Below are 24,610 nucleotides of genomic sequence, written 5' to 3'. Positions count from 1 at the left end.
CGATCAACCGCTAGGCGACAGGTGTCTTTGCCAAACCCTCGATCTTGAACCCAGACGCGTCCAATTCCGAGATCAGGGCATCCCGCGCTTCGTCGCTTAAAGGCTCGAGCGGCGGGCGGGTCATGCGCCAGGTGTCGTCGCCGGACCAATGCGCCACGGCGGCCTTGAGCGCGGGGATCATCGGGTAGGATTGGAATATGGCGCGCGTCGCATCCAGCGCGTCCTGCATCGCGGGGGCCTTGTCCGATTGCCAATTCGCATAAAGCTCGTGGATCGCCCCCGGGTTCACGTTGGCCGTGGCCGAGATACAGCCCGCACCGCCCGCCTGCATCGTTTGCAGAAGGAATGTTTCGCTGCCCGCGAAGACCTGGAAATCGTCCCATTGCCGGTCGAGCATGCCCTTGGTGTTCTCCCAGTCGCCGCTGCTGTCCTTGATGCCAACGACAGTGCCCGGATAGGCCGTCACGAGGCGCTCGATCAGGTCATGAGACAGACCCACCTGCGCGACCGGCGGGATGTGGTAAAGGTAAATGCGCAGATCGGATGAGCCGACTCGTTCGATGACCTCGGCATAATTGCGGTAAAGCCCGTCATCGGGAACGCCCTTGTAATAGAACGGCGGCAGCATGAGCACCCCGCCCGCCCCAAGCTCCACCGCGCGTTTGGTCAGACGCACGGAATCGGTCAACGCGCAGCATCCGGTGCCTGGCATCATGCGCGCAGGGTCTATCCCGGCGTCGACAAGCGCCTCCATCAGGTCGATCTTTTCCTCCACCGAGAGGGAGTTCGCCTCACTGTTGGTGCCGAAAATCGCGAGGCCGACCTTCTGCTCAAGCAGCCAACGGCACTGAGCAACGAGCCGCTCGGACGATGGTGTCAGGTCGTCGGTGAACGGGGTGACCACTGGCGTCAGGACGCCCGAAAACAGGTTCTGCATTGTCTGTCCTTTTGAGATGTCGAGAGGTTACGCCGGTGAGGGTTGGAAGACTGTGTCGAACCGCGTGCGCAGTTCATTCTTCTGGACCTTGCCCATCGTGTTGCGCGGCAAGGCCTCCATGACCTCGAAATGCCGCGGCCGCTTGAACCCGGCGAGCTTGTCTTTCACCTCGGCTTCGATCGCGGCGATGTCGAGCGTGGCCCCGGCCTCGGGCACGAGAACCGCCACGACGCTCTCGCCGAAATCGGGATGCGGCGCGCCGACAACCGCGCTTTCAAGCACGCCGGGCAGATCGTCGAGAAACATCTCGATCTCTTTGGGATAGATGTTGTAGCCGCCGGAAATGATGAGGTCCTTGCCGCGTCCAACGATCGAAATGTAGCCGTCCGCGTCGATCTTCGCGAGGTCACCGGTGATGAAGAACCCGTCGTCGCGCAATTCCTCGGCGGTTTTCTCGGGCATCTTCCAATAGCCCTTGAACACATTTGGACCGCGCACTTCGAGAACGCCGATCTCACCCGTGGGCAGGGTTTCGCCCGTCTTCGGATCGCAGACTTTCGCCTCGACGCCCGGTAAGGGAAAGCCCACCGTTCCCGCACGACGGTCGCCGTCATAGGGGTTGGAGGTATTCATGCTGGTCTCCGTCATTCCGTACCGCTCGAGGATGCGATGCCCGGTGCGCGCCGCAAACCGGTCATGGGTTTCCGCCAGAAGCGGAGCCGAGCCCGAGATGAACACGCGCATATGCTCGGTCAGCGCCCGGTCGAAGCGGGGGTCGTCCAGAAGCCGCGTGTAGAAGGTCGGCACGCCCATCATCGCGGTCGCCTCTGGCAGGCGCGCGATCACCGTGTCGGCATCGAATTTCGGCAGCCAGATCATCGACCCACCGGCGAGGAGCGTGACATTCGATGCAACGAACAGCCCGTGGCTGTGGAAGATCGGCAGGGCGTGAAGCAGCACGTCTTTGTCCGTGAACCGCCAGATGTCGACGAGCGCCTCTGCATTGGACAAGAGGTTGCGATGGGTCAGCATGGCCCCCTTCGACCGACCGGTTGTGCCGGAGGTGTAGAGCAGCGCCGCGATGTCGTCCGAGTCCCGTGCCGCGACGGCCTCGCGCACCGGCTGATCCAGCGCCAAATCCTTGAGCGTTCCCTCCCCCGAAGCGCCCATCGTCATCAGCGTCGCACCGGTGTCCTGCGCGATCTTGGAGACCGCGTCCTTTTCGCCGGGATCGCAGACAAAGACCGACGCGTCGCTGTCGGCGATGAAATAGGACAGTTCTGTCGGGGTATAGGCAGTGTTCAGCGGCAGATAGATGGCCCCGATTTGCAGGCAGCCCGCATAAAGCGCTAGCGCATCGGCGGATTTCTGGATGTGAACAGCGACCCGGTCCCCTGCGGCAACCGCAAGCTGGTCCAACGCGCTGGCATAGCGGCCGGCCAGATCGACGAATTCGGCATGGGTCTGAACCGTGCCGTCCTGCATGTAGAGAAAGGGTGTACCCTGCCCGCGATGGGGGCCGATCAAGGCGTCGTAAAGCGGATTGCTCAAAGCGGAAGTCTCCTATCCGGTTTGCCGATCGCGCGCGGCGATCGTCATGTAGCGGTCGAAGCCCCGGCGGATGTGCTCATTGGCGGCATCCCTTGCCGCGGCTTCATCTCCGGCGGTCACGGCATCGGCAATGACGCGGTGTTCGTCGAGGGAACGCGCGATGTTCGAGGCGAGCGAAAGGCCCTTGCGGCGGAACAGGTGCATTTCGCGCTTGATGTTGTCGTAGACGGCCTTCGCCTTCGGATTGTCCGCCGCCGCCATCAGCAAGTCATGAAATTCGATGTTCAGCGCGTAATAGGTCGATTGATCATCGGTCTCGCGCGCCGCGTCCATCTTCTCGATGTTCCGGGACAGTGCTTCGGCCAACCCGCGCTCTTCACCGGCGGCAAAGCGTCTGGCGGCCGCGCCGCAGGCCATCGCGAAGATCGCGCCGCGCAGCTCATAGAGGTTCTGCACCTCGGCGAGCGTGGTCTCGTGAACGAACGCGCCGCGGTTTGCGATCAGATCGACCAGCCCTGACCCGGCAAGCGATCGGATCGCCTCGCGCACGGTGCCGCGGCTGACCCCCATGACGATGGAGAGGTCGAGCTCGTTCAGCTTTTCTCCGGCCTTCAGCTCGCCCTCGGTGATCATGCGTTCGATCTCGGCACGCGCCTCCTGGGCCAGTGTCGCCCGCCCTACTCCGATCAGTCTTGCCTTCATGTTCATGTGCCTTTTTTCTGCGACCCGGTTTATTTTGTCAACAATCAACATATGGTTGTCATTTGATGAGAACTGTCTTATCCAATATCAGATTTACAACCATTGCAGGAAGTAAAATGGAACAGTCGGACCGCTCTTTCGAATCTGAAGTCGACGCGCCTCCCAGCACCGCATTGCAAGGGCTGCGCGTTCTGGACCTGACACGCGTGCGATCCGGCCCGACCTGCGTACGCCAGTTCGCCGATTGGGGGGCCGATGTCATCAAGATCGAAGCGCCAGTCGACACCGCGCAATTCGGCGGCCCCCGTTCAGGCCCCGATTTCCAGAACCTGCACCGCAACAAGCGCAGCCTGACGCTGGACCTCAAAAGCGAGGCCGGGATCGCCGCGTTTCGGAAGCTGGCGGATACCGCCGACATCATCGTCGAGAACTTCCGCCCCGGCGTGAAAAAGCGCCTTGGCATCGACTATGATACCCTGTCCAAAACCAACCCTGGTCTGATCTATGCGTCCATCTCGGGGTTTGGTCAGGACGGGCCACTGGCCGACCGTCCCGGTTTCGACCAGATCGCACAAGGCATGGGTGGACTCATGTCGATCACTGGCAAACCCGGCGAAGGCCCGATGCGTGTCGGCATTCCCATCGCCGATCTCTGCGCCGGTCTGTTTGCCGCGCAGGGCATCCTGATCGCCCTGTTCGAGCGGGCGAAATCGGGCAAAGGCCAATGGATCCAGACCTCTTTGTTGCAGGCGCAGGTCTTCATGCTCGATTTCCAGGCGGCGCGTTACCTGATGGATGGCGAGGTTCCAAAACAGGCGGGCAACAACCACCCGACCTCGATTCCCACAGGCGTGTTCCGCACCTCCGACGGGTTCATGAACATCGCCGTCACCGGAAACAACATCTGGACGAATTTCGCCAAGACCCTTGGCCGCGAGGACTGGCTCACCGACGATCGCTACGCGACGCCACCGGCGCGCTCGGAAAACCGCGACGCGCTTGGCGCAGAGATCGAAGACATCCTGCAACATGAAACCACGGCGCATTGGATCGAACGGCTGACCAAGGCGGGCGTGCCCGCAGGCGAGATCAACGACATCGGACAGGTCTTTGCCGAACCACAGGTGCGTCACCTCGGCCTGGCCCAGCCCGTCGTCAGCCAGGAACGCGGTGCCACCGAACTGGTCGGTCAGCCCATTCTGATGAGCCGCACACCCAGCCACATTGCCACGCCGCCCCCGACAGCGGGCCAGCACAACAGCGAAATACTTGCCGAAATCGGGTTCTCGGACACCGAGATCGCCGAGATGAAAGCCTCCGGCGCCATCTGACGACAACGAAGAAAGCATATCCCATGACCGACAAGATCATCACAGAGCAATCCGGCGATATCGCCCGGATCATCTTCAACCAGCCGGAAAAGCGCAACGCCGTGTCGCTCGAGATGTGGGAGGCGGTGGAAGCCGCCGCCAAACGATTTGCCGAGGATGACAGCGTGCGCATCCTGATCCTTTCTGGCGCGGGCGGCAAAGCCTTCGTGTCCGGCGCGGATATCTCGAAATTCGAAACCGAACGTGCCAGCACCGAAGCGGTGGCGCATTACAACGCGACGACCAAGCGGGTCTACGACATCATCGAGGATTTCCCGAAACCCACCATCGCCCAGATCGACGGTTTCTGCATCGGCGGCGGTGTCGCTCTTTCGCTGAGTTGCGATCTGCGGATTTGCGGCGAAAGCTCGCAATTCGCGGTCCCGGCGGCAAAGCTCGGGTTGGGATATGGTTATCAGGGCATCAACCGGTTGGTAAACGTCGTCGGCCCGGCTTTTGCGAAGGAAATCTTCTTCACCGCCCGTCGGTTCACATCGGCCGAGGCGAAAGACATGGGGTTGGTCAACCGCGTCGTGCCGGACGATCAGGTCGGACAGGTCGCCGAGGAAACCGCGCAGATGATCGCCGCCAATGCGCCTATGACGGTGAATTCGGTGAAATACATCGTCAGCCAGATCGTCGCCCCCGAAAGCGAAACCGATCTCGATGAGTGCGCGCGCCGGGTGCAGGCCTGCTTTGAAAGCGAGGATTACAAAGAAGGCCGCAAGGCGTTCATGGAAAAGCGCAAGCCCAACTTCGTGGGCGCGTGATGTCCAGTGCTTCTCCAAAGAAGATCGACGCGGATCAGGCGCGCGCGCATTTCGACACCGCCCTGAGCGACCACGAACAGGCGTTCGAAAAGTTCTTTCTGGCCCGGTTTCTCGGGCTGGAATTCGAATACCTGCCGGCGGATGCTGCGGATGCCGACAAGGAAACCTGCCGCGTCAGCTTCGAGATGACCGACATGCTGCGTAACCCGCAAGGATCGCTGCACGGTGGCGCGATGGCCGCGGCGATGGATATTTCGATGGGGCATCTGGTCAACAAGATCCAGGGCCCCGGTGCCACCATCGAGATGAAGCTGCAATTCATGCGCCCCATCATGCAGGGCCGCGTGACCTGTGAAGGCCGCTTCCTGAAACGCGGGCGGTCGATCTCGTTCATGGAAAGCCGCATGTGGGACGATCAGGGCAAACTGGCCGCTGTCGCCACCGCGACGTGGAAGATGCCCTAAGCGCCTGCCAGGCTTTTCAGTTGATCCAACAGCGGCGCGGGCACGGAAAGCCCGCGCTGCTCTGCCTCTCGCATCGCCGCCACAGCACGCGCTCCGGGCAAACGCACTGGTTTGTCCGGGTCGGCGGGGGCGCTCTGTTCGACCTGATCCAAGGCGTCCCTGACATTTGCATCCGGTTCGGCGATGTCGCGCAGCGCGGTTTGATCGACCAGCAGGAACATCATGCTGAACCCCTGACGACGCGACGGGTCCTTATGCTGGTCCGCGATCCGGCCCAGCAGTTTGCCGCCTCCAAGGCTTGCCGCAAAAAGGTCAAGACAAAGGGACAGGTTCGCACCCTTCGGGCCGCCGATGGCCTGCAACACGCCCTCCAGCGCGGCTTTCGGATCTGTCGTCGGATGGCCGCTCGCATCGAGCGCCCAGTCGCTCGGGATTTCCCGGCCCGCATCGCGCGCAGCACGGACGCGCGACCGCGACACCATCGACAGCGCCATGTCCAGAAGCACGGGGTCCCGCCCCTCGATCGGCACACCGATCCCGATGGGATTGTTGCCGATCAACGCCTCCCGCCCACCGGCGGGTGCGATCATCGGGGCGGTTGCGGTGGTGATGACAGCGGCACAGCCCGATTGCGTCGCGTGCCAGAGATAGGGGACAAGCGCACCCACATGGGTCGCGCCACGCACGAACACCGCGCCGACCCCGGCCGCACGCGCCGCCGCCTGCGCCTCGGTCACGCAGCGCATCGCGGTGACGGGCCCCAGCCCGTCGTGCCCGTCGACATGACGCAGCGCGAGTGTCGGGGCGCGCACCTCGATCACCGCGTCAGGGTCAATGCCCCCTGCCTTGATGCGGTCGCAATAAGTGATGACACGGCTCAGACCATGGGTGGGAAGACCCATCATCTCGGTCAGGACGAGCGGGTCCGCCGCAGTCACCGCATCGTCATGCCTCACACCAAGGCGGCAAAATGCAGCTACGGCAAGATCGCGCGCCGCCTCGACAGATATCTGCATCCTACACCCCGGACTTCCGTGCCGCCTGCGCCTTGGCGCCGAACCGGTTGAGCAAGGGCAGACACACCACCAGCACAACCGTAACCGCGATGATCCAGAGCGATGCGGGACGCTCCACGAAGATCGCGAAGGACCCGCGCGAGATGGCGAGCGTCTGGCGCAAGGCTTCCTCGGCCAACGGCCCGAGGACAAGCGCCAGAACCAGCGCAGCCGCGGAAAACCCGTAGAGCCGCATGAAGAACCCCGCGATACCCGCGGCGAACATGATGTAAAGCTCCACGAAAGACGCGTTCACGCTGAACGTGCCAAGCGCGCAGACCACAACGACGGTCGGCCCGAGAATGCGATAGGGCACCTTGATGATCTGCACGAAGAGCGGGATCGCAAAAATGCTGATCGCCAGAAGCGCCATGTTCCCCAGATACATCGACGCGATGAGACCCCAGGCAAGCTCCGGGTTCTGCTCCATGAAGAGCGGCCCCGGCCGCAGCCCCCAAAGAAGGAAGGCGGCAAGAAGAACGGCGGTCGAGGCCGAACCGGGGATGCCCAATGTCAAAAGCGGGATCATCGCGCCGGACGACGCGGCGTTGTTGGCCGTTTCGGGGGCGACCAGCCCGGCCATCTCGCCCTTGCCGAAGTTCTCGGGATTTTTGGAAAGCGACCGCTCGGTGGAATAGGCCATGAGCGACGCGATGGTGGCGCCCGCGCCGGGTATGACGCCGACGACGAAACCGAGGACCGACTGTCGGGCCATGGTCATCCGGGTCGACATCCAATCAAGCCGGGTCGGCCAGAACCGTTCTTCGTTGTCGTAATTGACGATCCCGCCGGTCCCGGTGCGGTGCAGGCCCTGGTAGAAGGCATAGAACAGCTCGCCCAGACCGAAGAGACCGATGGCGATGGGAATGAAGTAAATGCCGCCGATCAGTTCGGCGGATCCGAACGTGTAGCGCCCCTGCCCCGTCTCGAGATCCACCCCGACCGTGCCCAGGGCGAAGCCGATCAACGCGGACACGATGCCAAGCCGCCAATTCTCTCCGATCATGACGATCAGCGTCAGCATCCCCATGAGCGCCAGCAGGAAATATTCGGGTGGGCCGAAACTGCGCGAGACCTGCGCGAACATGGGGGCCAGCAGCGTGATCAGGATAACGCCCACCGTTCCGCCGACGAATGACGCGACCGCCTGCATGACCAAGGCCGGTCCCGCGCGCCCGTTCTTGGCAAGCGGAAAGCCGTCGAACGTACTTGCGACCGTGGCACTTTCCCCGGGCGTGTTCAGCAGGATCGACGTGATCGTGCCGCCATACATCGCGCCGTAATAGATCGCCGCCAGCATCATGATGGCGCCGATGGGATCCATGCCGAAGGTCATCGGGAGCAGGATCGCCAGCCCCGCCGAGGGACCAAATCCGGGGATCACCCCGACGATCATGCCGATTGCCGCGCCGATCAGAAGATAAAGCAGGTTGATCGGCGTGATGGCGATCGACAACCCCATGATCAGGTCGCTAAAAATGTCCATTAGTTTCGCTCCAGTCGGCGTTGCGCAGGGCGCGAGGTGTCAGAAAGGCAGATCGAAGACAGCCGGCGGCATATTCGCGTTGAGCAGTTTATCGAAAAGAAGATAGACGCCGCCGGGAATGGTGAGTGCGAGGATGCCGTTTTGCACATGTCGCCCGCGGTTCAGGATCGACAGGGCTATGGCAAGGTAGAGTACCGTGGCGATGAACCCGCCGAAGAGCCGCAACAAGACGGCGTATCCGATCGCAAGCGAGATCAGGACGAAGACGTCGGACCAGTTCGACCCCGTTCCTCCCAACCCGCGCGCAGAGCGGTCCCGCATGGCATCGAAGACCGACCAGGCGATGAAGATGACCGCGATCACGCCGACGATGCGTGGAAAGAAGCCTGGCCCCAGGCGCCCCGACCGCGTCATGAAGGACAGGTCCACGAACGCGATATAGGTGTAGAAAATGGCGCCGGCCAAAACGACCAGCAGGAACGTGAGCCTCACGTCAGTGCCTCCGGTATGCAAGGGTACCGGCCGCAACATGTGCGGCCGGATTTGGTGGTGATGTTACCGATCACATCGGCTCGTACATCGGATCAGTCGATTGCCCCGACCGATTTCAGCACCTGCTCGAAATTGTTTTTCGTGCGGACCAGGAAGTCGCGGAATTCCTCTCCGTAGATGACCGTCGGCGTCAGGGTGTTGGATGCGATGTATTCCGCCCATTCCGGGGTCTCGACCACCTTCTCCATGGTTCCGATCCACCACTGCTGCGCGGCTTCCGGCGCATTGGGGGGAAGGATCAGACCGCGCGGCATCGACACGCCGATGTCATACCCGACCTCGCCCATCGTCGGCACGTCGCCCAAGGCAGCAGGTGTGCTCTGGCCGGAATAGACGAGCGGGCGCAACTCACCGGATTCGATAAGACCCAGGATTTCACCGGGATTGCCGACCATTGAGTCGAGCGCGCCGGACAGAAGCGCGGTGGTCTGATCTGCCATCGAATTGAACGACACGTAGTCGAATTCGAAGCCCGCGGCCTGTGCGAACAGGGTCGGCACGATGAAGTCCACGTTCACGGTGCCCGTGCCGCCGATATTCATCGGGTTGGCCTTCGCCATCTCGATGAACTGCTCGATGTTCTGAATTTCCGAGTCCCCATTGACGACCAGCACAAGGTCATCGGTCGCAAGAAGCGCAACGGGTGTGAAATCCTCGGGCTGCCAGGGTGTGTCGGCCTGCAATGGCGTCGTGACAAAGCTGCCCGACGTGGTGGAGATGCCGTAAGGGTCTCCGTCCTGCCCGTAGAGGTAGCCCCAGCCCACGGCGCCGGATCCGCCTGCCCGGTTCTCGGCAGAGATGTCGCCCGGGTAAAGCTCGTACTTGGTCAGGATGTCGATGATTGTCCGCGCCATGATGTCGTTGCCGCCACCGGGCCCGAACGCAATGGTCCAGTCCAGTGTTTCGTCCGCCGACGGATAAACCTCTTGGGCCATCGCGGGCGCGGCCAACGAAATCGAACAGGCGGCAAGAGCGCCCATCGTAGCCTGTGGCAGCCAGTCGACTGCTTTGATGTGTTTGGTCATGGTGAAGTCCTCCCTAAGGTCGTTTTGCGACACGTCGTTCTTTATAAAGGTGCCGTTTGCGGCTCAGTCACTTTCTCGTTTCGATCGGGAACCGCGATGGCAAATACTTGTCTCCGGGCCTTGAAGCACGTTCCTACGTGCACCCTCGGCTGACTGCTTGGTGCAGTTCAGCGACCCGTACAGTCTGTTGACGACGCTCGACATGCACAAAGGAAAAGGCTGTTAACTGACAATTGTCAACATTTTTCTACTGATTGACATATGCATTAGACCCGTCAATCTTGGCGCCACCCGGGCAAGATCGCCACGCGCGTGCATCCAAGCATACACCATTTCCACCCTGAACAGCGCGGGAAAGAGGAGAATCGGCCATGACAGACCGTACATTGGAAGGCAAAACAGCCTTCGTTTCTGGCTCTGGACAGAATATTGGCCGCGCGGTTGCGATCCGGCTGGCAGAGATGGGCTGCAACGTCGTGGTGAATGGCTCGTCCAACATCGACGCGGCCGAGGAAACCGCCGCCGCGGTCGAAGCGGAAGGCGTAAAATGCCTGATCGCCATGGGCGACATGGGAAATCACGATGAGATCCTCAAGATCGCCGACGCGGCCCTGACCCGGTTCGGTCGCGTCGATGTGGTGGTCAACAACGCAGCTCGCCGCCCTCACAAACCCTTTCTCGATATGGAAGAAGACGATTGGCACAGCGTCGTGGATGTCGCCCTAACGGCTGTGTTCCGAACCAGCCAGGCCTTTCTGCCCGGCATGGTCGATGCGGGCTGGGGACGGATCATCAACTTCGCCGGTATGAAAGCCATCAAGGGCTACAACGAAGGCGCGCCGATCTCGGCTGCGAAACATGGCATTTGGGGTCTGACCAAGGCGTTGTCGACAGAGTTCGCGTCAAAGGGAATCACCATCAACACGGTGTCGCCCGGTCAAATCCGCAAGGATTCGGCATCCGAAGACGATCCGGCGCGCGCCGCGCGTATCCCGGCCGGGTTCATGGGGCAGTCCCGCGACATCGCCGCGATGGTCGGGTTTCTCGCCTCACCCGAGGCGCGCTTCGTCACCGGCCAGATGATCGCGGTAAACGGTGGCGAAACCACCTGATCGCCGCAAGATGCGCGACAGCAAGGACAGACCCATGCGACCGCCAAAGACCCGTTGGTTCGCGAACAGAACCCTGCGCAACCGTGGTCTGACCCTCGCCCTCGCGGCGGCGGGCACATTGGTGTTCTGGTGGTTCGACTTCCCGTTGCCGTTCCTCTTCGGTCCATTGGCGGCCTGTGTGACGGGAGCCTTGGTCGGCCTGCCCCTCTCGGCCTCCAAAAACGTTAGCCAGTGGATGCGCACCATCCTGGGTGTTGCCATTGGGGCCTCCCTGACGCCGCAGGTGGTTTCGGAACTGCCGCAGATGGTTGCGTCACTGTCTCTGATCCCTGTCTTCGTTCTGTGCATCGCCTTGCTGGGCGTGCCCTACTTCCGATACGTCTACCGGTTCGACGCGGTGACGTCTTGGTATGCCGCCATGCCCGGCGGGTTGCAGGACATGGTGCTCTTCGGTCAGGAAGCAGGCGGCAATGTCCGCGCGCTGTCGCTGATCCACGCGACCCGCCTGCTGATCATCATCGCCATCGCACCGATCATTCTGACCCAGGTGTTCGAGGCCGAATTGAACGCCCCGATCGGTGATCCCGCATCCGAGATACCGGTGCACGAGCTCATTATCATGGCCATCACCGCCGTCGTCGGATGGAAGATCGCGGCGCGGATCGGGATTTTCGGCGCGCCGATGATCGGCCCGATGATTCTTGCTGGTGCGCTGTCGTTGACCGATGTCATTCACTATCGCCCGCCTGCCGAAGCGATCCTCGCGGCGCAGTTCTTCATCGGTATCACCCTTGGCGCGGGCTATGTCGGCGTCACGCTCGCCGATATCCGCCGGGATGTGGCGGCCGGAGTGTTCTTCGTCATGATCCTGTCGGTGCTGACCGTGATCTTCACCGAGCTCGCCGTCCTGATCGCTCTCGCGCCCCCAGTCGATGCGTTCCTCGCCTTCGCCCCGGCGGGACAGGCCGAGATGACGGTTCTGGCAATCGTGGTCGGGGCCGATCTTGGCTATGTCGTGGTGCATCATCTGACGCGCGTTTTCCTCGTCGTGACCGGCGCCCCCATCGCGGCCCGTCTGTTCGGCGCGGGGCTTCCAAAGAAGCCGCCCAAGGCATGAGGTCGATCAGCCGACGCGGCACTCCGCCAGCGCCTCTTCATCCGGGTCCAATCCGAGGCCCGGAACGTCGGACAGGCGCAGCATTCCGTTGTCTTCGACATGAGACGGCCGCAGCAATCGGCTGATCCGCGATTGCGCACGGTGTAGCTCGACCGTGCCATGTTCCATTGCCCCACACATCCAGTGCAGATTGATCGCGTCCCAACCGGCAGCCGGGGACACCTGGCATCCTGCGGCGCGCGCGCCTTGAGCCGCCCGGATCGCCGCACCGAAGCCACCAGCGAAAACCGCGTTCGGCTGAATGACCGACACACCGGCATCTATCAGCTGCGCGAAGCGGTTGTCGCTTTGCTCCATCTGGCCCGCCCCGATGGGCACCTGCCCCATGCCGACCAACGCCGCCAGTTCTTTGGGATCGTTGCCGCGCACCGGCTCTTCCAGCCAGGCGAGGTTCACGCGCGCGACCGCCTGCACCATCTCGCGCGCCGACTCCAAGCTCCAGGCACAGTTGGCATCCGCGATCAACTCCGCCTCCGGCCCGATCGCATCGCGTACGCGCGTCACACGCGCCGCATCTTCGGCGACGCTGCGCCCGCGCGCTCCGACCAGAACCTTCACCCCCGCAGCCCCACGCGCGATTTCCGCCCCACAAGCATCGACCAGAGCGTCATCATCGAGCGAGGGAAACCCGCAGGTCACGTGCACAGGCGCTGCATCCCGCTTGCCACCAAGCATGCGCCACACCGGCAGCCCCTGCCGCCGCGCCGCAAGATCGGTGAGCGCCACCTCCAACGCGCTCAGCGCAGAGACGACGACGCCGGTCATGCCCCTCGGGTTGAACTGGCGCATCGCCTTATCGATCGTATCGTCGCCCAGATCGTTAATCGTGTCCGAAAGCCGGTTCAGAAACGCCGCAACTTCGGGTGCCAGGAAACGCCCCGTAAACCCATCGCCAACCACCCCGTCCGCGTCCCGCACCCGCAGACGCACGAATGTGAAGCTGTCGGGACCAGCGTAGGGCACCGGATCATCCGACATCGCGCCCGGCGCATGAACGCTCGCCTCCAGTGAGATCGGCCAGGCAATATCGGTCGTAAACGCGCTTGGCGCATCGTGCGGCATGGGGACGTCCTTTTTTTTTGGTGGTTGCAAATGTTTGTAATGAACCCACCAATTGCTGTTCGCCATCCAAGACATTTTTTTTGGTGGCGTTGAGTTGGTCACAAATCGCTTGCGGCATGTTCCCAAACCCTAGGATAGAGCTCTTTTCCGCGACCGTCATCTACAGGCTATGAGTTCTAAGCTTATCATCGGCGGTAGCACGGCTTTTGGTGACGAGATGAATCGCAAACCACAGGTTGCGCACCTTCATTGAAATGGTTGGTAGATTGGCGATGCATCACCGCAGATCGAAGGCCCGGATATGTTCTCCACAAACGGTCAATCTTTTCCCTTTTTTTTCAGCGACTCGATATGGCCTCCTCTAAGCCCGGCAAAAAAGGCATTTGTGTTGTGTCCCATTTTTGAAAATGCAAACCTGTGGCGAGGGCTTTGCCCATCCAATAAGGAGGACACCTACATGAAACTCACCACTGCGATGGCCTTTGTTGGCGCGACCCTGGTCGCCACGCCGACATTGGCCCAGGACACGTTCATCACCATCGGTACCGGCGGCGTCACGGGCGTCTACTATCCGACCGGTGGCGCGATCTGTCGCATGATGTCGCGCACACGGGCCGAACACGGGATCCGCTGCGGCGTGGAATCGACCGGTGGCTCCGTGTTCAACATCAACGCCATCCGCTCCGGCGAGCTCGACTTCGGCGTCGCCCAGTCCGACTGGCAGTACCACGCCTTCAACGGCACCTCCCAGTTCGAAGAGCAGGGCGCGTTCGAAGGTCTGCGGGCCGTCTTCTCGATCCACCCCGAGCCGTTCACCGTGGTTGCGCGCGCCGATGCCGGGATCACCAACTTCGAGGACCTTCAGGGCAAGCGCGTGAATGTCGGCAACCCCGGCTCCGGCCAGCGCGGCACGATGGAAGTTCTGATGGACGCTCTTGGCTGGACGATGGACGATTTCACCGTCGCGTCCGAGCTTCAGGCCGGCGAACAATCCCAGGCGCTGTGCGACAACAATATCGACGCGATGGTCTATACCGTCGGTCACCCGTCGGGCTCCATCCAGGAAGCCACGACCGCCTGCGACGCGGTTCTCGTCAACGTGACGGGTGACGCCGTGGACACGCTGGTCGAGGAAAACCCGTTCTACCGCACCGCCACCATTCCAGGCGGCATGTATCGCGGCAATGACGAGGACGTGCAGACCTTCGGTGTGGGTGCCACGCTGGTGACATCCACCGATGTGGCCGACGAGGTGGTCTACGCGCTCGTCAAGGCCGTGTTCGAGGATATCGACCAGTTCCGCGGCCTGCACCCCGCCTTCGCGAATCTCGATCCGGCGGAGATGGCCAATGACGGCCTGTCTGCCCCGCTTCACCCCGGTGCGGAACAGTATTTCCGCGAGGCCGGTCTGATCGAATGATCGGCCACGGCTGAAAAGACTCGGACGGGCCGCCCCGGTTTCCGGCGGCGGCCCGTTTTGCGAAGAACGGGGGAAACCGCATGAGCGAACCAACAGACGCCCGCAAGGGCCGCGAATTCAGTGACGAGGAACTTCAGGATCTCGTTGCCTCCACGGACAGCGGCGGGCGTGCCCCGAAAAACCGAAATGTCGCGCTCTTTATCGCCGGGCTGGCCTTTGCGTGGTCCGTGTTCCAGATATGGATCGCGCAACCGCAGCTTTGGTTCGCGCAGTACATACCGGCTCTCAATTCCTCTCAGACACGGCCTGTGCACCTCGCCTTTGCCATGGTGCTGGCCTTCCTTGCCTATCCCGCCTTCAAAGGCTCCCCGCGCGACCGGGTGCCGCTTTATGACTGGGTGCTGGCCATTGTCGGCGGCGGTTGCGCCTTTTACGTGTTTCTCTTTTCCCGCGAATTGGCGACGACCGCGCGGTCCGGTCTTCCGACCGAGACGCAGATCGCCATCGGTACGGTCGGGATCGTTCTTTTGCTGGAGGCGTCGCGTCGCGCGCTTGGTCCGGCGCTGACCGTAGTCGGGTCGATCTTCCTGCTCTATGCCTATACCGGGCAAGGGTTTCTGATCCCCGACATCATCGAACACCAGGGCCTGTCGTTCAGCTCTATCGTCAATGCCCAGTGGCTCGACACGACGGGGGTCTTCGGTATTCCGCTCGGCGTATCCACCGCCTTCGTGTTCCTGTTCGTGCTCTTCGGCGCGATCCTCGACAAGGCCGGGGCGGGCAACTATTTCATCCAGCTGGCATTTGCAGGTCTTGGCGCGCTTCGCGGCGGCCCGGCCAAAGCGGCCGTGGTCGGCTCGGCCATGACCGGGCTGATCTCTGGCTCCTCCATCGCCAACGTGGTGACGACGGGCACCTTCACCATCCCGCTGATGAAAAAGGTCGGCTTCTCGTCCGAAAAGGCGGGCGCGGTCGAGGTGGCGTCTTCCGTGAATGGTCAGATCATGCCGCCCGTCATGGGGGCCGCGGCCTTCCTGATGGTCGAGTTCGTCGGGATTTCCTATGTCGAGGTCATCAAGCACGCCTTCATTCCGGCCGTGATTTCCTACATCGCGCTTGTCTATATCGTGCATCTCGAAGCGCTGAAAACCGACATGCCCGCCCTTGGCACCGCAACCAGCCTCGGCCGGATGTTCGTCAAGATCGCCATCGGGTTCGTCGTGACAGGCGTGCTTTTCACCGCGCTGATCTACGGCATTCAGGGCCTGCGAGAGGTGGCCGGTTCGTTCGGCGATTGGACGGTTCTCGTGATCATCGCGCTCGTCTATGTCTGGATGGTGCGCGTGTCGGCCAAGAACCCGGACCTGACGCTCGACGATCCGAACAACCCGAACTTCACCCTGCCCACCGTGGCGCAGGTGTTCCCGACAGGTCTGCATTACCTTCTGCCAATCCTCGTGCTGATCTGGTTCCTCATGGTGGAAATGCAGTCGCCCGCCAAATCGGCGTTCTACGCGGTGGCGGCAATGTTGCTCATCATCGTCACCCAGAGGCCGCTCAAGGCCCTGTTCAGAGGCGAAAGCATGAGCGATGCGCTGCGCGCCGGTGGCGTAGATTTCATCGAAGGCATGATCGCAGGCGCGCGCAACATGATCGGCATCGGCGTCGCGACCGCTGCCGCCGGCATCATCGTGGCCACCGTAACGAAGACGCCCATCGGCACCGAACTCGCCGGGCTGGTCGAAACGCTCTCGGGCGGCAACCTGATGATCATGCTGCTGCTGGTCGGGGTGTTTTCGCTGATCCTCGGGATGGGTCTGCCGACGACGGCGAACTATATCGTCGTGTCGTCGCTCATGGCGTCCGTCGTGGTGACGCTCGGGGCGCAGGAAGGGCTGATCGTGCCGCTCATCGCAGCACACCTGTTCGTCTTCTACTTCGGCATCATGGCGGACGTAACGCCACCGGTGGGGCTTGCCAGTTTCGCCGCGGCGGCGGTGTCCGGGGGTGATCCGATCCGCACCGGCTTTACCGCGTTCTTCTACTCGTTGCGCACCGTCGCCCTGCCGTTCCTGTTCATCTATAACCCGACGCTGATCCTCTATGGCGTCGACCTGGGAACGACGACTGGGATCCTGCAAGCGGTCTTCATCTTCGTTGTGGCGACCTTCGCGATGCTCCTCTTCGCGGCTGCGACGCAGGGCTATTTCCTGGCCCGCTCGCGCATCTGGGAAAGCGTTGCGCTGCTGCTCGTGGCGTTCACGCTCTTCGTGCCCGGGTTCTGGCTCGACCGCATCGTGCCGAAATTCGACGAACGCCCGGCGACGCAGCTCGCCGCCGCCTTTGACGAGGCATCGCCCGGCGATACCGTGCGCTTCGTGGTGGCCGGGCCATCCTTCACCACAGGAGAGATGACCCAAACGACCCTCATCCACACCATCGAGGACTCCGATCCCGAAACGGGTCGCGCCGATGCGGCGGGGCTGTTCCTGTTGCCCGAAGGCGACCGGATGTTCATGGATGAACCGATGTTCGGCACCGACTATCAGGAAAAGCTGCAAGGGTTCGACTTCTACACCGAACCCCGGGTCGAGGTCGTCAGCCTGCTGTCACCGGCTGACCGACCCTCGAAATACTGGCTCTACATTCCAGCGCTGTTGCTCCTTGGGGCCGTGATCGCGATGCAGCGTCGTCGCCAGACCAAACCGGCCTTCTGAGGAGACAGATCATGTCGAAAACCATCCTCCTGCCCGTCGATCTGAACGATCCGGAGGCAAGCAAGACGCCCCTGCACGAGGCGCTCGCCCTTGTCGGAGAGAACGGCGTGCTGCATGTCGTTTCGGTCCTGCCGGATTTCGGGCTTCCGCAAGTGTCCGGCTTTTTCAAAAAGGATTTCGAGGCGACCGCGATCAAGTCGTTCGGAACAGCGCTCAAGACATGGGTCAACGAGACTGTCCCGGACAACGTGGAGGTGCACCCGCACATCCTGCACGGCACGATCTACGACGAGATCCTGCGGGCCGCAGACAAGTTGAAAGTGGACCTGATCGTCATGGGGTCGCATCGCCCGGAACTGCGCGACTACCTCCTGGGTCCGAACGCCGCCCGTGTCGTGCGCCACGCCAAGCAATCGGTCTACGTCGTCAGGAACTGATCCATGTCCAGCCATGTCTTCGGTCGCTCCACCAAGGGACATCTGCCAGAGGCCGTGGCCGGGGATGGCTGCTACCTGATCGACGCCAACGGCAAGCGTTACCTCGACGGGTGCGGCGGGGCTGCGGTGTCCTGCCTCGGCCATTCCAACGCCCATGTCCGGGCGGCGTTGCACGACCAACTCGACAAGATGGCCTTCGCGCATACCGGCTTCTTCACGTCAGAACCCGCAGAACGACTTGCTGACAGGCTTGTCGCCGCTGCACCCAAAGGGATCGACAGGGTCTATCTGGTGTCGGGCGGGTCTGAGGCTGTGGAAGCCGCGCTGAAGCTCGCGCGGCAGTATTTCATGGAGATTGGCCAGCCGGACCGCCACCGGGTGATTGCCCGCAAGCAAAGCTATCACGGCAACACGCTGGGCGCGCTTGCCGCCGGGGGGAATGAATGGCGTCGGGCACAATTCGCCCCGATGCTGGTCGACACCACCCATATCTCGCCCTGCTACGAATACCGTGGCCGCCGTGACGACGAAAGCGCCGAGGCCTACGGCCTGCGCGTGGCCGAAGAGCTGGAGACCGAAATCCAGCGCCTCGGGCCGGAAACAGTCATGGCCTTCGTCGCGGAACCTGTCGTCGGCGCCACATCTGGCGCGGTGCCTGCGGTGCCCGGATACCTCAAACGCATCCGGGAGATCTGCGATGCCCATGGCGTCCTGCTGATCCTCGATGAGGTGATGTGCGGCATGGGCCGAACCGGACATCTTTTCGCCTGCCAGGAAGATGGCGTGTCCCCCGACATGGTGACGATCGCAAAGGGGCTGGGCGCGGGCTATCAGCCGATCGGCGCGCTTTTGGTACAAGGCCACATCTACGACGCCATCGCGTCAGGTTCGGGGTTTTTCCAGCACGGCCACACCTATCTCGGGCACGCGATGGCGGCGGCTGCCGCAAACGCGGTGCTGGACGAGATCAAGACCCATGATTTGCTGCATCGCGTGCGCGAACAGGGTGCGAAACTCGACGCCGCGCTGCGCTCGGCATTGGAGCAACACCCCCATGTCGGCGACATCCGCGGACGCGGGCTCTTCCGCGGCGTCGAACTGGTCGAGAACCGCGAAACCAAGGCGACCTTCGATCCGGCCCGCAAAATCCACGCCAAGGTCAAAGCCAAGGCGATGGAAGCGGGCCTGATGTGCTATCCAATGGGCGGCACCATCGACGGGCTTCACGGCGACCACATCCTGATCGCCCCACCCTTCATCATCGAGGACGCGCAGATCGACGAATTGGTGACCAAACTGACCGGCGCGATCAAGGAAGCAGCAGGAGACACGCCCTCTCGAGGTTTCGTGCGACCCCAAGTACTTGATTAAGCCACCCTCCGTTCGAGAGCGACGACAAAGCGGCTGACAAACAAATACGAGCGAAACGACGTGTATCCAGAAATGGATCTACATCCCTCACACACCAAGTAATGCGCAGCGAAAACATAATTTTGATGATGGTTGATGGCGGAGACGAAGGGATTCGAACCCTCGAGACGGTTTCCCGCCTACTCCCTTAGCAGGGGAGCGCCTTCGACCACTCGGCCACGTCTCCGCCGACCCGTTTAGTGACCTGTGCGGGCGGGGACAAGGGTGGAAACCACCCTTTCCGCAAGTTTTTTCGGTGCTCAGGTGTTGAAGAGGAAGTGCAGCACGTCGCCGTCCTTGACGACATAGCTTTTGCCCTCGGCGCGCATCTTGCCGGCCTCCTTGGCCGGGTTTTCGCCGCCCAGGGACACGTAATCGTCATAGGCAATGGTTTCGGCGCGAATGAAGCCCTTTTCGAAATCGCCGTGAATGACGCCTGCGGCTTGCGGTGCTGCCGTGCCCTTGGTGATGGTCCAGGCGCGGGCCTCTTTGGGGCCGACGGTGAAGTAGGTCTCGAGTTGCAAGAGCGCGTAGCCTGCCTTGATCACACGGTCCAATCCCGGCTCTTCCAGACCCATCTCCGACAGGAATTCCTGCGCCTCTTCTGCGTCCAGTTGGCTGATCTCTTCCTCGATCCGGGCCGAGATCACGACGTGGCTGTTGCCTTGGGCGGCGGCCATTTCGCCTACGGCGTTCGATAAGGCGTTGCCGTTGGCCGCGTCCTCTTCGGATACGTTGCAGACGTAGAGCACCGGCTTCGTGGTCAGCAGTTGCAGCATGTCCCAGGCCTTGGCGTCCTCGGCGTCGACCGGCACGGTCCGGGCGGGACGGCCCTCTTCAAGTGCCGCCAGCGCCGCGCGCATCAGGCGTTCCTGCTGCACCGCGTCCTTGTCGCCGCCGCGCACTTTGCGGACGATGTTCTGAAGCCGCTTTTCGAGGCTTTCGATATCGGCGAGCATCAGCTCGGTCTCGATGGTTTCGGCGTCGGCGACCGGATCGACCCGGCCATCCACATGCACCACGTCGCCGTCCTCGAAACAGCGCAGCACATGGGCGATGGCGTCCACCTCACGAATATTGGCGAGGAACTGGTTGCCCAAACCTTCGCCCTTGGAGGCACCCTTCACGAGGCCCGCGATATCCACGAAGGTGATGCGGGTGGGGATGATCTGCTTGGACTTGGCGATCGCCGCCAGCGTGTCGAGCCGGTCGTCAGGCACGGTCACATCGCCGACATTGGGCTCGATCGTGCAGAACGGAAAGTTCGCCGCCTGCGCCGCAGCCGTCTTGGTGAGCGCGTTGAAAAGGGTCGATTTGCCCACGTTCGGCAAACCCACGATTCCCACCTTGAAGCCCATCTCGGTCTCTCCTGATCCTGCGAATTTGCGCCGCTTCTATGCGCTGGCCGCAGGCGCTGCAAGGCGGCTGAGACCGGGCATCATGCGGAACCAGAAGCGGTGGTTCAAAAGCACCGCCGCGACCGACAGGCCGAACGCGAGACCCAGCCAGATGCCCGCCCCTCCCAGCCCGAAGGGGAAGCCCAGGATGTAGGCGGCAGGAAGCCCAACCCCGAAATAGGACAAAGCGGCGAGCACCATTGGCACCTTGGCGTCCTGCACACCGCGCAAGAGGCCCAGTGCCACCACTTGTGCGCCGTCGACCAGTTGGAAGATCGCCGCGAGGAACAGCAGGATGACCCCTGCTGCGATGATATCGGCTCGGGCCGGATCATCCGGGTCGAGGAAGACCGAAATAAGCGGCTCTGGGAATACCACGAACACGAAGATCGTCGACACCGCGCACACCGCCGACAGGCCCAGCGCCACGATCCCGCCGCGCGCCATATGCGGCCCGTCGCGTCGCCCGAACGCGTTGCCGGCCCGTACCGTGGCGGCGTTGGACAGGCCCAGATGCAGCATGAAGGTGATCGACGCCAGTTGCAGCGCGATCCCATGGGCCGCCAGCGGAATGGTCCCCAGCCAGCCCATCATGATGGCCGAGGCCGCGAACAGCCCGGTTTCGGATAGGGACGTCAGTCCGATGGGCCAGCCCAGCCGAAACACCTGCGCGAACATATCGGCATCCGATTTCCACAGGCGCTGGAACAGGCTGTGTTCCGGCACAAGAACCAAGATGTACGCCACCACCACCAGCATCGAGAACACGTGTGTGCTGAGCGACGCAATCGCGGCCCCTTGCAGACCGAGTTCCGGGAAGCCGAAATTGCCGAAGATCAGCGCATAATTGGCCAGCGCGTTGTAGGGCACGGCCACCACTGTGACCCAGAACACCACCTGTGTCTTCTCCAACGCCGCAAGGTAGCTTTTGAGCGTCATCGTCACCAGCGCGGGCAAGAGACCGAACGCCAGAACTCGCAGATAGGTTTGCGCATCGGCGGCGATCACCGGGGTCTGGCCCAGACGCAGCAACAGCGCCTCCGACCACCACAAGAGCGGGAACATGCAGACGCAGAACAGCGCCGACAGCCATAGTCCCATGCGGGTTGCGCGGCGCACCTTCTGGTCGTCGCCCTCGGCCGCGAAGGACGCTACCATGGGCATCACCGCCCAGGCAAAGCCGCAGCCGAACAGGAACAGCGTGAAGAAGAGCGTGTTGGCGAGCGTCACCGTGGCTAGCGCCTCGGCCCCGTACCAGCCGACCATGATCGTGTCGGTCAGACCGATCGCCATCTGTGCCATGTGGCCGCCCACCAAAGGCAAGCCGAGCACGAGGATGGCCCTGACATGGGCGGGATATGACATGAGCGGGGATTGCATGGGCCTGCGTTAGCGCTGACCTGCGCCACCGGCAAGCCTTTTGTCGATCACAGCGCGCGCAGGAGGAACTGGGCGGCGAGAATGGCGATAATCAGCCCGGCCCCGGTTTCGATCACGCCGGCGATCCGGGCCGTGTACGGCCCTCCCGCGAAGCGCGCCAGCGCCCCTTCTCGGAAGGTGACGGAGCCGATTGCGGCGGCAAGGGTCACGCTGGCGGTGCCAAGCCCCATCGCGAGCGTGCCGAGGATGCCGGCACGATCGATATCCATGTTGACCGCGAGGATCAGGAGGAACAGCGCACCGGTACAGGGCCGAATGGCGATGGCCCCGATCAGAACCAGCGCATCGCGCAGCGACCGCACGTTACCGGCCTGCTCGGGCGTCGGTCCATGCGCGTGGCCGCAGGAACTGCAAACCCCGTCCGCATCGTGTGCGTGGGCGTGTGGGTGTTTCGGTGCGCGGTCTTTCCAAAGCCGCGCTGCACCGCGAAGGGCCAGCCAAAGACCGATTATCCCGATGGCAGCATAGCTGACGGGAGCGAACAGGTCTTCGGCGGCATCCACCATCGCGACGCGACCCAGGTCGAGAATCCAGACGCCCGTATAGACCACGACGATCGCAGTCAGCGCCTGCGCGAGGCTCGACAGGACCGCAAGCAGAGACAGGCGCGTCAAGGCAACGCGCTGTGCGACGCCATAGCCCGCGATCAGGATCTTGCCGTGGCCCGGCCCGACCGCGTGGAAAAACCCGTACCCGAAACAGACCGCCACCAGGGTGAGGATCGCGCCCGGTTCACCCGCGCGCAATGCCCGCAGGCCTTGCGCCATGCCGCTTTGTGCAGCGCGCTGGCCGTCGGCGGCCCAACGTTCGAGCATCTGCGCGCCGTCAAAGCCCCATAGCCAGACGGCCAGGGCGACAACGGCACCCGCCGCTAGTTGGAGGGCTGTGCGCATGAGATCGTGATCGTGTCGGAGAAATGAACGCCGATGAGCATTTCGTCGAACACGTCCTCCAGGCTGCCCGCCTCTTCTTCGACCGCCGCCAAGGCTTCGTCCTCGTTCGGATCGGTCACGTTTGCTGTGCAGTCGGGATCGGTCAGGGTCACGCCCTGGGACACATCGTAGGCGACGTAATATGTCGGATCGTATTGCAGGATCTCGATCCCGTCGGTCGGGACCGCCGGGATCTCGCGGAAATGGGTCGCCGTGATGAACCCGTTTTCGACCGCGATGCCGATGGGGCGTGGGAGGGGCATCTCGATCTTCTCACCGTTGGAATAGACGTAAAGATCGCCTTCGAAGCCTTCGGGCCATTCGACCAGGTCGAAGCCCAAAAGCTGATCAAGCTCGGCCTGTGTCAGCTCTCCGTCGCCATCGGGATCAAGGCCCATGTCCTCGAAAATCAGCAGAGTGAAGAAATCGTCGTAGGTCCAGGTCACGGTGACGCCGGTCACTTCGGACCGGTCGTTCACCTCGAACCGCAGGGCGGTTTCCACGAAGATATGGGGATGCGCGCCAAGAGGCGCGGCCACCAAAGCGAGAGCGAGAGCGAAAAAGGCGTTTTTCATATCTGCCGGAGGTACGGCCCTCCGACAGGTAACGCAAGATCAACCGTTGCCCGGCGGCAAGGATTTGCGCAGCCTCAGCCGTGTGCCTTGCGGGTCTCCGGGTGCAGCGAGGTGCCAAGGATGTGATCGGAGCGATGGATGACATGCCCTGCCCCGCCCACGATCAGCGGATCGGGAGGTGTGGCGATGGCATGATCCTTGCCCGGATAATCCAGCGTGGACAGGAAATGCTTCATGCAATTGAGGCGCGCGCGCTTCTTGTCGTTCGATTTCACGATGGTCCAGGGGGCGTCGGCGGTGTCGGTATAGAAGAACATCGCCTCCTTCGCCTCGGTATAGTCGCCCCACTTGTCGAGGCTGGCCTTGTCGATGGGGGACAGCTTCCACTGCTTCAGCGGATCGGTCTCGCGGCTGGCAAAGCGGCGTTTCTGTTCGTCCTGCGTGACCGAGAACCAGTATTTGTAAAGCCGGATCCCCGACCGCGTCAGCATCCGCTCCAAATCCGGCGTCTGGCGCATGAATTCGAGGTATTCCCCCGGCTCGCAGAATCCCATGACCCGTTCGACGCCCGCGCGGTTGTACCACGACCGGTCATAGAGAACGATCTCGCCCGAGGTGGGCAGGTGTTCGATGTAACGCTGGTAATACCACTGGCCGCGTTCCACATCCGTGGGTTTGTTGAGCGCCACAACGCGCGCGGTCCGCGGGTTGAGGTGTTCGGTGAACCGCTTGATCGTGCCGCCCTTGCCCGCCGCATCCCGGCCTTCGAAAAGCATGACGAATTTCTGGCCGGTGTCCTGCGCCCACAACTGGACTTTCAGCAACTCTGCCTGAAGGGCGGCCTTTTCGGCCTCGTATTCAGACCGGCCCATCTTGTCCTTGTAGGGATATTCCCCCGTCTCAAAGGCACGGCGGACGTCTTCGGCGGTGGTGGCCGCAGCCGAGGGCGGCGGTAGGTCGTCCAGAGCGCCGTTGGCTTTGCGCGTCGTTTTGGATGTGGCAAGGATTGTCGTGGTCAT

The 24,610-nt window shown here is 62.4% G+C and carries 22 protein-coding genes and 1 tRNA gene; 9 read left to right on the top strand and 14 right to left on the bottom strand.

All coding sequences use genetic code 11. From position 1 onward, the window contains the following. Window positions 1–10: 10 nt before the first annotated feature. Genes Q1B16_RS03455 through Q1B16_RS03445 form a run of 3 tightly spaced genes read right to left on the bottom strand, consistent with a single transcriptional unit; the run spans window position 11 to window position 3,190 of the window. A complete protein-coding gene (locus Q1B16_RS03455; protein WP_299784821.1) occupies window positions 11–937 on the bottom strand; it encodes a dihydrodipicolinate synthase family protein in 927 nt (308 codons plus the stop codon). Window positions 938–964: 27 nt separating this feature from the next. Beyond that, the gene (locus Q1B16_RS03450) at window positions 965–2,488 is read right to left on the bottom strand and encodes a malonyl-CoA synthase (RefSeq protein WP_299784820.1); all 1,524 of its coding nucleotides are present in this window, start codon (window positions 2,486–2,488) and stop codon (window positions 965–967) included. 12 nt (window positions 2,489–2,500) lie between these two features. Beyond that, complete coding sequence (locus Q1B16_RS03445; protein ID WP_299784819.1) at window positions 2,501–3,190, bottom strand: GntR family transcriptional regulator; 690 nt, start codon at window positions 3,188–3,190, stop codon at window positions 2,501–2,503. 116 nt (window positions 3,191–3,306) lie between these two features. Between Q1B16_RS03445 and Q1B16_RS03440 the strand changes: the two genes are divergently transcribed. Genes Q1B16_RS03440 through Q1B16_RS03430 form a run of 3 tightly spaced genes read left to right on the top strand, consistent with a single transcriptional unit; the run spans window position 3,307 to window position 5,794 of the window. Further along, the gene (locus Q1B16_RS03440; protein ID WP_299784818.1) at window positions 3,307–4,521 is read left to right on the top strand and encodes a CaiB/BaiF CoA-transferase family protein; all 1,215 of its coding nucleotides are present in this window, start codon (window positions 3,307–3,309) and stop codon (window positions 4,519–4,521) included. Window positions 4,522–4,544: 23 nt separating this feature from the next. After that, window positions 4,545–5,330, top strand: a complete 786-nt coding sequence (locus tag Q1B16_RS03435; protein WP_299784817.1) for an enoyl-CoA hydratase — start codon at window positions 4,545–4,547, stop codon at window positions 5,328–5,330. Beyond that, entirely contained in the window at window positions 5,330–5,794 is a 465-nt protein-coding gene (locus Q1B16_RS03430; RefSeq protein WP_299784816.1) for a PaaI family thioesterase, read from the top strand. Before Q1B16_RS03435 ends, Q1B16_RS03430 begins: the two co-directional genes overlap by 1 nt. On the opposite strand, the gene Q1B16_RS03425 is transcribed toward Q1B16_RS03430, so the two are convergent. The 4 genes from Q1B16_RS03425 to Q1B16_RS03410 form a co-directional block, all read right to left on the bottom strand. Continuing rightward, window positions 5,791–6,810: an Ldh family oxidoreductase gene (locus Q1B16_RS03425; RefSeq protein WP_299784815.1), complete on the bottom strand. Its 1,020-nt coding sequence runs from the start codon at window positions 6,808–6,810 to the stop codon at window positions 5,791–5,793. The two genes, Q1B16_RS03430 and Q1B16_RS03425, sit on opposite strands and share 4 nt — an antisense overlap. 1 nt (window position 6,811) lies before the next feature. After that, a complete protein-coding gene (locus Q1B16_RS03420; RefSeq protein ID WP_299784814.1) occupies window positions 6,812–8,335 on the bottom strand; it encodes a tripartite tricarboxylate transporter permease in 1,524 nt (507 codons plus the stop codon). A gap of 39 nt (window positions 8,336–8,374) precedes the next feature. Further along, entirely contained in the window at window positions 8,375–8,827 is a 453-nt protein-coding gene (locus tag Q1B16_RS03415; RefSeq protein WP_299784813.1) for a tripartite tricarboxylate transporter TctB family protein, read from the bottom strand. 92 nt (window positions 8,828–8,919) lie between these two features. Then, entirely contained in the window at window positions 8,920–9,912 is a 993-nt protein-coding gene (locus Q1B16_RS03410) for a tripartite tricarboxylate transporter substrate binding protein (RefSeq protein WP_299784812.1), read from the bottom strand. Between the two features lie 371 nt (window positions 9,913–10,283). On the opposite strand from Q1B16_RS03410, the gene Q1B16_RS03405 reads away from it, so the two are divergent. Both Q1B16_RS03405 and Q1B16_RS03400 read left to right on the top strand, forming a co-directional pair. Next, window positions 10,284–11,024 carry an SDR family oxidoreductase gene (locus Q1B16_RS03405; protein WP_299784811.1) on the top strand — a complete coding sequence of 247 codons (741 nt, stop codon included), beginning with the start codon at window positions 10,284–10,286 and terminating at the stop codon, window positions 11,022–11,024. A 34-nt stretch (window positions 11,025–11,058) separates the two neighbouring features. After that, complete coding sequence (locus Q1B16_RS03400) at window positions 11,059–12,141, top strand: AbrB family transcriptional regulator (RefSeq protein WP_299784810.1); 1,083 nt, start codon at window positions 11,059–11,061, stop codon at window positions 12,139–12,141. Between the two features lie 6 nt (window positions 12,142–12,147). On the opposite strand, the gene Q1B16_RS03395 is transcribed toward Q1B16_RS03400, so the two are convergent. After that, window positions 12,148–13,263 carry a mandelate racemase/muconate lactonizing enzyme family protein gene (locus Q1B16_RS03395; RefSeq protein ID WP_299784809.1) on the bottom strand — a complete coding sequence of 372 codons (1,116 nt, stop codon included), beginning with the start codon at window positions 13,261–13,263 and terminating at the stop codon, window positions 12,148–12,150. Window positions 13,264–13,720: 457 nt separating this feature from the next. On the opposite strand from Q1B16_RS03395, the gene Q1B16_RS03390 reads away from it, so the two are divergent. From Q1B16_RS03390 to Q1B16_RS03375, 4 genes are all read left to right on the top strand, one after another. Beyond that, a complete protein-coding gene (locus tag Q1B16_RS03390; protein ID WP_299784808.1) occupies window positions 13,721–14,683 on the top strand; it encodes a TAXI family TRAP transporter solute-binding subunit in 963 nt (320 codons plus the stop codon). A gap of 80 nt (window positions 14,684–14,763) precedes the next feature. After that, on the top strand, window positions 14,764–17,400 hold the full coding sequence (locus Q1B16_RS03385; protein WP_299784807.1) for a TRAP transporter permease: 2,637 nt from the start codon (window positions 14,764–14,766) through the stop codon (window positions 17,398–17,400). 11 nt (window positions 17,401–17,411) lie between these two features. Next, on the top strand, window positions 17,412–17,837 hold the full coding sequence (locus Q1B16_RS03380) for a universal stress protein (protein ID WP_299784806.1): 426 nt from the start codon (window positions 17,412–17,414) through the stop codon (window positions 17,835–17,837). Window positions 17,838–17,840: 3 nt separating this feature from the next. Next, complete coding sequence (locus tag Q1B16_RS03375; RefSeq protein ID WP_299784805.1) at window positions 17,841–19,208, top strand: aspartate aminotransferase family protein; 1,368 nt, start codon at window positions 17,841–17,843, stop codon at window positions 19,206–19,208. 136 nt (window positions 19,209–19,344) lie between these two features. Here the strand turns inward: Q1B16_RS03375 and Q1B16_RS03370 are convergent. From Q1B16_RS03370 to ppk2, 6 genes are all read right to left on the bottom strand, one after another. Continuing rightward, window positions 19,345–19,434 (bottom strand) — tRNA-Ser (locus Q1B16_RS03370). Between the two features lie 73 nt (window positions 19,435–19,507). Continuing rightward, the gene (gene ychF / locus Q1B16_RS03365) at window positions 19,508–20,605 is read right to left on the bottom strand and encodes a redox-regulated ATPase YchF (RefSeq protein ID WP_299784804.1); all 1,098 of its coding nucleotides are present in this window, start codon (window positions 20,603–20,605) and stop codon (window positions 19,508–19,510) included. Between the two features lie 36 nt (window positions 20,606–20,641). Continuing rightward, window positions 20,642–22,009, bottom strand: coding sequence for an MATE family efflux transporter (locus Q1B16_RS03360; protein WP_299784803.1), 1,368 nt, complete (start codon window positions 22,007–22,009; stop codon window positions 20,642–20,644). Window positions 22,010–22,071: 62 nt separating this feature from the next. Next, on the bottom strand, window positions 22,072–22,977 hold the full coding sequence (locus Q1B16_RS03355; protein ID WP_299784802.1) for a hypothetical protein: 906 nt from the start codon (window positions 22,975–22,977) through the stop codon (window positions 22,072–22,074). Then, window positions 22,956–23,591 carry a DUF1007 family protein gene (locus Q1B16_RS03350; protein WP_299784801.1) on the bottom strand — a complete coding sequence of 212 codons (636 nt, stop codon included), beginning with the start codon at window positions 23,589–23,591 and terminating at the stop codon, window positions 22,956–22,958. The genes Q1B16_RS03355 and Q1B16_RS03350 overlap by 22 nt, the downstream gene beginning before the upstream one ends. A gap of 74 nt (window positions 23,592–23,665) precedes the next feature. Beyond that, a complete protein-coding gene (gene ppk2 / locus Q1B16_RS03345) occupies window positions 23,666–24,610 on the bottom strand; it encodes a polyphosphate kinase 2 (RefSeq protein ID WP_299784800.1) in 945 nt (314 codons plus the stop codon).

Source organism: uncultured Marivita sp. (genome assembly GCF_947488135.1).
Classification (GTDB): Bacteria; Pseudomonadota; Alphaproteobacteria; order Rhodobacterales; family Rhodobacteraceae; genus Marivita.
Note: the sequence above shows the minus strand (reverse complement) of the source record. Positions and strands in the feature narration are given on the sequence as shown.